Source organism: Bacillus cereus group sp. BfR-BA-01330 (assembly GCF_022663885.1).
Lineage (GTDB): Bacteria > Bacillota > Bacilli > Bacillales > Bacillaceae_G > Bacillus_A > Bacillus_A cereus.
This window is the reverse complement of record NZ_JAKUGK010000001.1, coordinates 354045-369159: the sequence shown is the minus strand read 5'-3', so window position 1 is coordinate 369159 and position 15115 is coordinate 354045. Positions and strand designations below refer to the sequence as shown.

Sequence of the window (15115 nt, the reverse complement as noted above, 5' to 3'; positions counted from 1 at the left end):
TTATTTGTCACACACATATGTTATTTTGACCAAGACTATATTGTAAATGAGGTGACAACATGCCCATTACGAATCGATTTTCTACCACCACTAACGGCGCACTCGCTATTACAGGTAATACTTTAGGCTTAAGTAAAATCAGCAATCAAAACCGTGCTGGTACAATCGGGGCAATTGGTGCATTCGCAACTACGAATACCGCTTTACAAGTAACTACTTTTCCTGCTGGTACAACATTAAACTATACACAAAATAGTTCTACCGCTATTTTAAATATCCCTGCTGGTAGTACTATTCTTTACGCAGAACTCGTTTGGGGTGGAAACTATTTATCTCGTGATCAAAACATTACGAGTGTATTAGGAAACCCAGTTTCTTTTACAACACCTGTTTCAACATACTCGATTACTCCTTCAGCTGTTACGGCTTCAAATCAAACTTTCGTTTCAAACTCTATTACATTTGGCTTTTACACTCGTTCAGCAGACGTAACAACTCTTATTCAAGCGGGAGGTGCTGGTTCCTATACTACAGGAGCGGTTCCTGGACTTGTAGATCCTATAGATGCTTCTAATGGAACAATTAATTCGGCTGGATGGACGCTTATCGTTGCTTATCAAAATGGGACATTGCCAGCAAGAAACTTAACCATTTATGTAGCTGGTAACCGTGTTTCTGCAGAAACTGGTAGTGCCGATGTATCTGTTTCTGGATTTTTAACACCTTCAGGAGGACCAGTAAGCGGGAGATTATTTTTAAGTTCTACCGAAGGAGATGCAGATTTAACCGGGGATCAAGCTTTATTTGGACCAAATTTCAGTTCATTAAATGCTTTATCTGGGCCAAATAATGCCATAAATAATTTCTTCGGTTCTCAAGTTAATAATGCTGCAGGAAACTTAGATACAACAGGGACATTTGGAACGCGAAATCAAAGTGCTTCTACAAGTACAAACATCTCAGCAGGAAGACAGGGCTGGGATATTACTTCTATTGATATTTCTCCTTATTTAACAAACTCACAAGTATCCGCTGCAATCCGTTTAACTACTAACGGAGATGCATATATGTTAAATACAGTCGGCTTACAAATTAATATAAACTCCCCAAATATACAAGCAACGAAAAGCGTAAATAAAAGTGTTGCTGCAATTGGAGATATTCTCACTTATACAGTTACTATCCCTAACACCGGGCTTCTTCCTGCCAATAACGCTATTTTTATAGATAGTCTCCCTAACGGTACTTCTTTTATACCCGGCACTGTAACAGTAGATAACGTACCACAAACAAATGCAAATCCTGCGGCTGGTATATCTCTTGGAACAATTAATAATGGTGCTTCTCGTATAGTAACTTTCCAAGCTACTGTCGTTTCTCTTCCAAGTCAAAATCCTATCTCTAACACTGCTAATATTACATTTCAATATACACCAATCGCCGGAGGAACAACTTTTAATGGTCTTGCAACAAGTAACTCTGCTGGAACACAAATTAACCTTGCAGATATTAATGGAACAAAATCAGTTAACAAACTTTTTACCGATATTGGTGAAACATTAACTTACAGTATTGCCTTAGCTAATATAGGAAATATCGCTGCAACGAATGTGATATATACGGATCCGATTCCTAGCGGGACTACTTTCATTCCAGGGAGTGTAACTGTGAACGGAGTTACTCAAGCTGGCGCAAATCCCGCTAATGGTATAACAATTGGTTCAATTGCCGCAAATTCCACTACTACTATTTCATTCCAAGTGCTCGTTCCTTCTATCCCTCAAACAAACCCAATATTAAATAGTGGAACAACAACATATCAATACATTCCTGTACCTAATCAACCAGCAGTAAGTGGGACTGATACGACAAATATTGTCTCCACTCAAGTGAATAATGCTACTGTAACAATGACGAAAGCAGTAGATAAAAATTTTGCAGATATTGGTGATACACTAACGTACACCGTTTCCTTTACAGGTACAGGTAATACAAATGCGAACAATGTTATTTTTACAGATATCATCCCTACTGGAACAACTTTCGTTCTAAACAGTTTAACAATAGATGGCACGACACAAGTGGGTGCAAATCCCGCTACCGGCGTGAACATTGGATCCATAACAAGCGGCACAACAAAAAATGTTGCATTTCAAGTAGTAGTAAACACAATACCCACGTCAAATGTCGTATCTAACGGATCAAGCGCTTCTTATCAATATACTGTCAATCCTAGCCAATCACCTGTTACAAAAAATATTTCTTCGAATCTCGTTTCCACTCAAATTAACAATACGAATGTAACATTAACAAAATCAACAAATAAACAATTTGCTACAATTGGCGAAACAATAAGTTATACAATCCTTATTACAAACAGTGGAAATACAGCCGCTAATAACGTGCAACTAACAGATCCACTTCCAAACGGAACGATATTGACTCCTGGTACTGTAACACTAAACGGAGTTTTACAAAATGTAGATTCTCTCGTTGCTTTACCTATCGGCACAATTCCTGGTGGGGCTACTGTTACCCTTTCTTTCCAAGTAACAGTCATCAATATTACGACCCAAAATCCTATCATTAATAACGCCTTCGCTTCTTATCTATATACTGTAAATCCAAGTTTGCCACCGACTTCAAAAACAGCAAATTCTAATTCTGTTACATCAACAATTAGACTAGCAAATCTCCATGTTAATAAATCTGTAGATAAAACGTTTGCGGAAGTTGGCGATGTATTAACTTACACCTTTGCTCTTACTAACGATGGAAATGTTGCAGCGAACAATATATTACTATCTGATTCAATTGCGAATGGAACCGCCTTTGTCCCAAACAGCGTTATAGTTAACAGTGTTACTCAGCCAGGCGTTACACCAGCTAGCATCAATATTGGTAGCATCAATGCTAATACTACAATTACAGCTTCATTCCAAGTAGTAATAACTAGTATTCCAAATCCAAACCCTATTTCAAATAGCGCTTCCATCTCCTATAACTTTATCGTTGATCCAAACGCTTCACCTGTAAGTAAGAACACTACTTCAACTACTACATTTACTCAAGTAAACGATGCAAATGTCATTTCAGCCAAAACAGTGGACCGAGCGTTCGCTACCGTAGGGGATATATTAACTTATACTGTTACTTTGACGAATGCAGGAAGTGTTTCTGCTGATAGTCCTACTTTCGTAGATACGAATCCAGACGGTACTACCTTTATCCCAAACACTTTTCTTATTAATGGTGTACTCCAAAATAACGCAGATCCAAATATAGGTGTTCCACTACCTTCCATTGCTGCTAATGGCTCACTTACTGTCTCTTATCAAGTAACCGTCACCTCTTTACCAACACAAAACCCAACATTAAATTCATCTAGTACACAGTATAGCTTTATTCTAAATCCGGGCGATCCACCAACTATAGAAACATCTGTAAGTAATACTGTAAGTACACAAATTAATTTAGCAAATGTAGTGATTGTCAAAGAAGTAGATTTAACTATCGCCGATGTCGGGCAACCAATCACATATACAATTTCTTTAGCTAATCTTGGCAATACTACAGCAAATAATGTTATTGTTACCGATATAATCCCTAATGGCTCCACTATCGTACCAAATAGTATTTTTATAGGTGGTACTTTACAACAAAGTGCAGACCCTAGTACCGGTCTTCAAGTCGGCTCCATTCCTTCAGGTGGTTTTACAACGATTGTTTTTCAAATAAGTGCAAATAGGCTACCTTCACCAAACCCAATTCAAAACAGCGCTTCACTTCAATATAGCTTTATCGCTGATCCAAACTTACCCGCTCTCGTTAGAAACACTGCTAGCAATATAGTAACTACACAAATTAATACTGCTAATATCGTTGCTACAAAACTCACAAACACAAACTTCGCTGATGTTGGTGATGTCATACTATATGCAACTATTTTAACAAATAACGGGAATATCTCTGCTACTAATGTAACGTTTACAGATATCATTCCAGCGGGTACCCTCTTCATTCCTAATACTGTAACGATTAATAATGTCCCTGTAGCTAACGCAAATCCTGCCACCGGCATTTCAATTGGTACGATAGGAGCGAATTCATCACGCACCGTTGCATTTCAAGTTTTTGTACCAACTATCCCTGCTGTAAACCCAATTACAAATCAATCAAGCACAACATTCCAATATACGTATGATCCATCCAAACCTGCTGTGATGCAGATGGTTGCTTCTAACACTGTACAGACAACTATTAATAACGCCTCAATTGCCGCTACTAAATCTGCAGATAAACAGTTTGCTAACGTAAATGATATTATTACGTACACGACTACTTTAACGAATAACGGGAACACACTTGCATCAAATGTAATATTTACAGATGTAATTCCAAACGGAACATCGTTTATTCCTAATAGTGTTACTGTAAATGGGAATACACTGCCTAATGTCAATCCAGCAAGCGGAATTGCAATCGACCCAATAAATCCGAATGCAAATACAATCATCTCATTCCAAGTACAAGTAAATTCTATCCCGAATCCAAATCCAATCCCGAACCAAAGTAATACAACGTACCAGTATGTCGTAGATCCTAACTTACCTCCAGCATCCGCCAATACGTTAAGTAACGTAATAACAACTCAAATTAATAACGCTACTATTGTCGCTACTAAGTCTGTGAATACACCGACAGCTGCAATTGGTGATATTGTTACTTATACGATTGCAGTAACAAATACAGGTAATATCCCTGCTAGTGCAACTGTTTTAACAGATGGGCTTGGCGCAGGAGCTTCATTTATCCAAAACTCCGTAACGATCAATAATGTTCCACAACCAGGATTAGATCCATCACTTGGTGTTCACTTGGCAGATATTTCGCCAGGAGATACTGTATTCATTACTTTTCAAGCACAAATTTTAGTGATACCACCTAGTGGCACATTAACAAATAATGCTCTTGTAAATTATGAATATACCGTAAATCCAAACCAATCCCCTGCTGTTGGTAGCACTGTAACAAATACAACAGTTACACCAATTATTGACGCTACTTTAGTAATAAATAAAAGCGCTAGTACAACTTTCGCTACAATCGGTGATACAATTACATTCACTTCAGCTGTTACAAACAACGGAAATACTACTGCGAACAACATTATTTTTACTGATACAATTCCAAACGGTACTACCTTTATCCCAAATAGCTTTAAGATAAATGGTGTAACCGTTCCGAATGCAAATCCACAAAACGGTATCAATATTGGTAACTTGAATTCAAATGCATCTGCTACACTCAGTTTTCAAGTAAACATTACAACACTTCCAAACCCTAATCCAATCCCGAATAAATCATCGCTTCAATATAGCTTTATTGTAGATATAAATGAACCGCCAGTTTCACGAACAGTTCAATCTAATAAAACCTTTACACAAGTAAATACTGCTTCTGTCATCGCAACAAAAACTGCAAGCAGTGCTTTTGCTGCTGTTGGAGATACAATTACGTATACAACTACCCTCACCAATAGCGGAAATACTGCCGCAAACACACCTGTTTTTATCGATATATTACCACCTGAACTTTCATTCGTTCCTGATAGCGTACAAATTAATACCATCCCACAACTTGGATTTAGACCAGATAGCGGGATTTCTTTAGACTCAATTCCAGTTGGAGGAACGACAACAATTAGCTTTCAAGCTATCGTTGGCTCAATACCAGTTACAAATCCAACTTTGAACCAGTCTAGCACGACATACTCGATCATTGTTGATCCTACCCAGCCGCCGGTGACAGAAACAGCTACAAGTAATCCAACTTTAGTTCAAATTAACGAAGCGATTATTCAAGCAACGAAAAGTGTGGATCGGCTATTTTCTGACATAGCACCTGGAAATTCATTTTTAACGTATACAGTTTTATTAGAAAATGTAGGAAACACAACTGCTACGAATATCATTTTTACAGATCCGATTCCAAATAACGCAGTATTTATAGAAGATAGCGTTCGAGTAGGCGGAGTTTTATTACCTGGAGTAAATCCAGCGAACGGGATACCAATTGGAGATATTATTGCAGGAGATTTTATAAATGTTACCTTTCGTGTGCAAGTAGTTAGCATTCCAAATCCAATTTTCACAATTGGACCAGGCGGACCAAACTCACCGGTTGTAAACGGCGCTTCTATTGATTATAAATTTATGACAGGACCTAATTTACCACTTGTTTCACGAAATACGACATCTAATTCTGTTTCGACACAAATAAATTCTGGAGAAATTGTGGCAATCAAATCTGTAGATAAAACTTTCGCAACGATTGGTGATACAATTTCTTATACAATTACATTAAGTAACCCTGGAAATGTCACTTCACAAAATATAATTTTCACGGATACTTTACCTGATGGGACGACATTCATATCTGGCACTCTTACAAACGATTCTGGTACACAGCAAATCGGAAATCCATCTAAAGGGATTCAGATTGGAAATATAAACCCAAATGGAACGGCCGTGATTACTCTCAACGTACTTGTTACAAACATTCCAAGTATAAATCCAATTTCTAATTTTAGTTCTGTACAATTTCAGCATATTGTCGATCCAAATCAACCAGTTATAACTCAAACTGCTTCATCGAATACCGTTACTACGACAATAAATAGCGCAATATTAACTACCACAAAAAATGCTGATAAATCCATTATTTCTGTTGGCGATACGATTACGTATACATCTACTATTACAAATACAGGAAATACAACAGCAACCAATATTACATTCACAAGCGCTATTCCAGCTAACACTACATTTATACCAAATTCTTTCACAATCAATGGTATACCGCAATTTGGTGCACGGCCAGCGCTCGGAGTAACTATACCAAATATCACTCCTGGTAAAACAGTAACCGTTACTTTCCAAGTAAATGTTATTTCTGTGCCTCCTTCAAGTTCAATTATGGATAACGATACAATTTTATACTCTTATACTGTTGATCCAAGTGCCGCTCCTATTACAACTTCTACTTCAACGAATATCGTTACAAATCCGGTACTAGATGCTATGATAACGATGGTAAAATCGGTCGATCAAACAATTGTTACACTAGGTGATACTATTACCTATACAACCATTTTAACGAATAATGGCAATACAAATGCAACGAATATTACTTTCACTGATCTTATTCCAGACGGCACAACTTTCATTCCGAATAGTGTCACAATCAATGGCAGTACACACATCGGACTCGATCCTAATACAGGTATAACAATCGGATCAATTGCTCCTAACAACTCAATATCTATCGTATTTCAAGTTACTGCTACTTCTACACCAAACCAAAATCCTGTAGCCAATTCCGCTACTGCTTCTTACACATTTATCGCTGATCCAAATGCACCGATCGTTTCAAGAAACGTTACTTCAAACACAGTGTTTACTACGATTAATACAGCTAACATTCTTTCATTAAAACAAGTCGATAAATCCTTTAGCCGTATTGGAGACACACTCACTTATACTGTCGTTTTAACAAACAATGGAAACTCATCTGCACAAAATGTTATATTTACAGATACCGTGCCAAGTGTCACTACATTTATTGCAAACACATTTTCTATTAATGGAGTTCCTCAAAGTGGGGCGGATCCATCGAACGGTGTGAATATTGGGACAATAACAGCCGGGACTACAGTAACAGTTTCGTTCCAAGTTACTGTAACATCATTACCAACCCAAAACCCAATTGTAAATTTCTCATCAACATCGTATCAATTAGTCTCACCGCCTGATGCAGAAACTTCAATTAGTAATCCTGTTTCAACCCAAATTAACGAAGCAATATTGTCTATGACGAAAAATGAAAGTGTATCCTTTGCAGATATCGGGCAAACTGCTTTTTATACTACTTCTATTACCAATGTAGGCAATACCGATGCAACTAATATTGTATTCACAGATGCATTACCAAGTGGACTCACATTTGTTCCTAACACATTAACTATCGATGGCGTTTTACAACCTAACGCGGATCCAAATACAGGTGTATTACTTGCAACACTTCCACCAAATGAAATATATAGTATCGTCTTTCAAGTTACAGTAAACAATATTCCCCCTAGTAACCCAGCACCAAATACAGCATCAACGACGTATGAATTTACTGTTGATCCTGTTAATCCTCCCGTTTCAAGTGCAGCTACTTCCAACACTACACTCCTTCAAATAAACAACGCAACTATTATTAGCACCAAAACAGCAGATCTTACTTTTGCGGATGTTGGTAATACAATAACATTTACACTTAACCTTCCTAATACCGGAAATGTGACCGCAACTGATGTAACTATTATCGATATTCTTGATAGCAATTTAAGTTTCGTTCCAAATAGTTTCACAGCTAATGGGCAAACCATTCCAAACGCCGATTTATCAACTGGTGTAAATATTGGTTCCATTAATGGTGGTAATACGGCAATCGTTACATTCCAAGCAACTGTTATTACACTTCCAACACTTAATCCCATTTCTAACTCTGCTTCTACCACATATCATTATGTCGTTGATCCTAGCCAGCCACTTATTACAACTTCCAATCAATCTAATACAACGACAACACAAATTAATAGCGCTATCCTTACTGCACAAAAAAATTCAAATGTATCTACGGTAGATATCGGGCAGGATATTACCTACACCGTTACAATTACAAATAGCAGAAATGTAAGTGCAACGAATGTTATTTTTACCGACCTTATTCCAGACGGAACTTCCTTTGAACCGAATAGCTTTACACTGAACGGAACTAGCATCCCAAATGCAGATATCATTACAGGCGTTCCAATCGGTGATATCGCGCCAAACGAATCTGTCATCGTAGCATTTAACATTATCGCCAATGAAATTCCGCCTATAAATCCAATTACTAATCAAGCTAGCGTTAGCTTTCAACATATCGTTAATCCAGCTAATCCCCCAGTTTCAAAAAATATTATTTCTAACAACGTTACAACAAAAATTGAAAGTGCTATTTTAAATACTATTAAAATAGGAGATAAAACTTTTGCAACGATTGGTGATACGATTACGTATACAACGACTATTACGAACACAGGCAATATTCCTGCTAACAACGCTATATTCTCAGACCCTTTACCATCGTGGACACAATTTGTTGCAGGATCAGTTATTGTTGATGGCACTCCATTACCATCCGCTTCGATTATTAACGGTGTTGGCATAAATACAATCAATCCAAATCAAACTGTTACAATTATATTCCAAGTACAAATCGTAAGTAATCCAACAACGTTCACACCTGAACTCCAAAACTTAGGATTTGTTAACTTCCAATATAACGTAGGCAATGCATTACTGGCTCAACCTGGCAATGTGGAAACGAATGTCTTCGTTACTTCTATTAATACAGCAATACTTTCAGCTGTAAAAACTGCTAATACAGCCTTTGCAAATATTGGAGATACGATCACTTATACAGTTTTGATTCAAAATAGCGGCAATACAAACGCTACGAATGTAAATTTCTCAGACCCAGTTCCAGCAGGAACAACCTTTGTTGAAAATAGTTTTGCTGTAAATGGAAGTACCATTCCAGGTGCAAATCCAAATAACGGAGTGAATATCGGAACAATTAGCTCGGATAGTTCCTTAACCGTTACTTTCCAAGTCATAGTTACATCAACTCCACCTTCAAATCCGATTACAAACGTAGCATCTATTCAATACACATTCATCGTTGATCCGGCCTCTCCTCCTGTTACAGGCACGATAAATTCTAATAGCGCTTCAACACAAATTAATAACGCGACTGTTACAACTGTTTTACAAGCAAATCGTTCAATTGTGTCTATCGGGGATATAATTACGTATACAGCAACATTAACGAATACTGGAAACTTCCCTGCAAACTCTGTATTACTCATTAATGGAGTTCCTGAAGGAGCATTATTTGTTCCAAATAGTGTTACGCTCAACGGGATTTCACTTCCAGATGCAAGTCCAACTCTCGGTATTCCCGTTGGTATTATCGCACCAGGTGATTCCGCTACTATTACGTTCCAATTTCTTGCAAGTTCTATTCCACCACAAGGAGCAATTATAAATCAAGCACTTACAAGTTACACGTATATTGTCGATCCAAGTCAACCTCCTGTTACAGCAACATCCTCGTCTAATACGGTTAATACAGCTGTTGTTGATGCATCGTTATCCGTAATTAAAAGTACAGATTCTCTCGTACAATCTACTGACGGTACAATCACTTACACAGTAGTCGTTCAAAATAACGGAAATACTACTGCAAATACAGTTACTTTAACAGATTTGGTCCCCGAAGGAACTGCCTTTATTCCGAATAGCGTAACTATTAATAGCGTTTCCGTTCCAGATGCTGATCCTAACGTAGGAATACCATTAAACTCCATCACACCGTCAGAAATCGTCACTGTAACATTCCAGGTTATCGTTCAATCTATTCCAAGCGTAAACCCAATTTCTAATACAGCCCGTATTGACTATACTTTTATCGCCGATCCAACTGCTCCTATCATCTCTCGAACAATTACGTCTAATCCTGCTTTCACACAAATTTCGGATGCGACTATCCTTTCTTTAAAAGCAGTCAATGCACAGCAAGCAACAACAGGTGATATTTTGACTTACACAATAACACTAGAAAATACCGGAAATATTCCAGCTACGAATCTCATATTTTCAGATACGATCCCCCAAGATACTACATTCGTAGAAAATAGTTTTACACTTAACGGAACAACTATACTTGATGCCAATCCAAATGTAGGTGTTACTTTACCTACTTTAGCAGCAAACGCTACTCACCTTATTTCGTTCCAAATTCTTATTAACGATTCATTCTCCCAAGAATCGATTACAAATCAATCCAATACAACATATACAATCCAACCAGACCCAGGGCAACCGCCTATTACTGAAATATCTACTAGTAATATCGTTATTACAAATTTCGTGCAAGCACAATTGGCAATTACAAAAACATCCAATCCAACAACTGTAGATATCGGTGGAACTATACTTTATATTTCTGAAGTGAAAAATATCGGTAATGTTGACGCAATAAATATTAATTTCACAGATTCTATCCCTGCTGGGACTACATTCGTTCCCGATAGTGTCACAATTAATGGTGTCCTTCAGCCAGGTGTAAATCCTGAAAACGGAATACCGATTGGAACAATTCCAGCAAACAGTTCCAAAACGATACTATTTCAAGTGCAAACAAATAATCCACCGAATGAAACTGAAATTGTAAATCAATCTTCAGCAACTTACCAATATGTAAGTATTCCTACAGCCCCACCAGTAAATCGCTCTGCAAATTCTAACATTGTTACAACATCACTTCAAAATGCAAAGATTATTTCTGTTAAAAGTGCGGATGTAAATTTCGTATCAATCGGGCAAATGATTACCTACACAAATACACTTCAAAATATAGGAACCGTTCCGGCTAACAATATCGTGTTCATTGATAATATTCCAGAAGGTACTATATTCATTGAAGATAGCTTAGCAATAAATAATGTAATTCAGCCTGGCGTGAATCCTGAAAACGGAGTAACTCTCGGCACGATACAACCAAATGAAACAGTCACTATTTCATTCCAAGTACAACTTACAAATATATCAGAGGGCAATACAGTCATTAATATTTCAGACACTTCGTACGAATACCAAATTGACCCTAGTTCTCCAATTATTCAGCGTAGATCGTTATCAAATGCAGTAAATACTGAAGTGCGAACGGCAAATGTTAGTGCAATTAAATCCGCTAACAGATCCATTACACGTATCGGTCAAATCATCACATATACAGTCGCAGTTACAAACGCCGGTACAATACCTATTACAAATACTCTCCTACTTGACGCAATTGCTTCTGGCACCACATTCGTTCCAAATAGCATTCTTGTAGATGGCGTACCAAGACCTAACGAAAATCCAATTACCGGTATCAATCTTGATATAATTCTTCCAAATAATACGATTATTGTTACGTTCCAAGTAAGCGTAGTTTCTATACCGCCACAAAATAACATTAATAATATCGCCGTCATTCACTATGAGTATCGACCAGACCCAAGCACACCACCAATTTCAGAAACGACCTCTTCCAATGCTACAAACATACAATTTATTGATGCTATTCTTATTACTACAAAATCTGCTAATACTGTATTAGCTACTATTGATGAAACCATTGAATATACAGTATTCATTCAAAATAATGGATCGGCTACAACTAACTCCATCTTTTTTACAGATACTATAGCAGATGGAACAGTATTTATTCCAGGAAGTGTAATAGTTAATAATACTGTACTTCCTGCAGCAGATCCGAATATCGGCTTTTCCATTCCTAATGTCGCAGCAGGTCAAATGACTACAATAACATTCCAAGTTTCCGTTACGAATTTACCTACTGTAAATCCAAAACCTAATACTGCAAACATTGTCTACGACTTTATTTTCAATCCTGACTTTGCACCAATTCAAAAATCTACTACTTCCAATACTACTTTCGTTCAAATTAATGATGCTGATATCGTTTCACTTAAAACCGTTGATTTAACCTCTGTAACGATTGGTGACATTTTAACTTATACAACAACTTTAACGAATACAGGGAATACGGATGCCACTGCTGTTGTATTTACAGACAATATACCTGATGGAACAACCTTTATTGACGGTAGCGTTTTAGTAAATAACATTCCTCAGCTTAACGCCAATCCAAGTGTAGGTATACTTGTAGGAACGATTGCTCCTAACATTTCTATCCCAGTCACATTTTCTGTTACCGTCGTAGCTCTTCCTGCTAGCGGTCATGTTCAAAATCAATCAACTTCTCGTTATACAATTAACGTGGAAGAACAAATATCGACTAGCAATATTACCTTCACTGAAGTTATTTCCGCTAATGTAATTGCGACAAAAACAACACCTATCCAATATGCTGACTTACAAACTATCATCCCTTATACAATTTCCATCATAAATAACGGAAATATACAAGTCGAAAACATTATTGTTACAGATATTATCCCAGCAAATACGAGCTTTATAGAGAATAGTGTTATCGTGAACGGCAACGCTCGGCCAAATGACAATCCTCTTAACGGTATACAAATTGATACCATTCCACCTAATACGACAGCAACTATTCTATTCCAAGTAAGGGTTACTTCGATTCCACAAACAAATCCAATCTCTAACACGAGTACAATTGAATATGAATACACGTTACCAGATCGACCACCTATTACCGAAACTATTATTTCATCAGCTGCCGCAACAGAAATTAATCACGCAAATTTGAATAGTAATAAAGCTGTTGACCTTGCATTTGCAACGGTTGGTGATACGTTAACGTATACGATTACACTAAATCAAACCGGTAATGTTGCAGTAAATGATGTAATCATTCAAGATATTATTCCTCAAGGTACTACGTTTATAGAAAATAGCGTTATTGTAAACGGAGAAACTCTTTCAGGAGTGAATCCAGTAAGCGGCATACCAATTGGTACTATAACTATTGGTGAAGATGCTATCGTTTCATTCCAAGTAACTGTGACTTCTATTCCAACACCAAATGAACTAAACAACAACGCAATTACTACTTTTAACTATATAGTCAACCCAAATAACGTACCTGTTACAAATACGACTACAACAAATACTGTCAAAACTACTGTCAAAAATGATAATGTCATTGCTTTTAAGTCTGCTGATGTAACAAACGCCTTACCTGGTCAAACTTTAACGTATACAATTACGATTACGAATAGCGGTAATGTAACGATTGAAGACCTTCTTGCCATAGACGCCGTACCAATAGATACGACTTTTGTTGCTGGTAGTGTTACGATTAACGGAATCAATCAGCCTAATGAGAATCCTGAAAATGGTATTACGTTAGGAAATCTTGCTCCTAATGAATTTGTTATTATTACGTTCCAAGTGACAATATCTTCTTCTACTCTTCAATCTACAATTAATAATGATGCTTCTGTTTCCTATACCGTTATCATTGATCCAACAAAACCACCTATTACAATTACAAAACAAACAAATACCGTTACAACGACAGTTATTGATCCGATGGTTCGCATTGAAAAAACAGCTGACAAATCTATTGTCGTTATAGGAGATATCATTACATTCACATTAGCGGTATTCAATCATTCCCCAATTCCTACAATCAGTACTTCTGTTATAGACACAATTCCAGCTGGTACAACATTTATAGAAAACAGCGTAACCATTAACGGCACTCCCGTTCCAAATGTTCGTCCAGACACTGGTATTAATATTGGTTCTTTATCTGCAGGTACAGTAGCAACTATAACATTTCAAGTTCTCGCAACTTCTATTCCTTCAAACAGTACAATTATAAATTCTGCAACAGTTACCGCTGCTTTTCAGTTGACACCACAGGATCCAATTATTACTTTCATTGTTAATTCAAATATCGTTCGTATACCAGTTCAATTTATAACTGCAACAGTCACGAAAAATGCTTCCGTCAGCTCAGCTTATTTAAATCAATATTTTGATTACACGGTACGCATTACAAATACTTCTGAAATTTCACTCTCAAATATTTCGTTACAAGATACTATTCCAGCAGGTTTACAATTTATAAATGGCACTGTCTTTATTAACGGTGAACGCTCTCCACTAGCGAATCCGAATATCGGTTTCCTAGTCGCTACTAATTTGGAACCAAACGAAACAATTATCGTGTTATTCACAGTACAAGTGATAAGCCCCCCTGTTAATAATCCCTTTAAAAATACGGCCAATATTTCGTTACAACTTCAAGTCTCGCCTACCGACCCACCAATTACAGTAACCGTTACAAGTAACGAAAACATCGTCACCTTTGTTCCAGAAAATCCAGATGAAGCACTTCCAAATTTAAATTGCTTCTTTGACGGTGAACGCTTCATTCGCATTACTCCTCGAAATGTACGAAATTACCTTTGGACTTGGATTTGGTGGAAGTAATTGAAACAAAAAAGAGATTGTAG

Annotated in this window: 1 protein-coding gene; it reads left to right on the top strand. The window is 37.1% G+C overall.

The features are described from left to right. Positions 1–59 precede the first annotated feature (59 nt). Positions 60–15092 (top strand): DUF7507 domain-containing protein, encoded by a 15033-nt coding sequence (locus MR112_RS01945; protein WP_242244740.1) that lies wholly within the window; start codon positions 60–62, stop codon positions 15090–15092. The last annotated feature ends 23 nt before the right edge of the window (positions 15093–15115 follow it).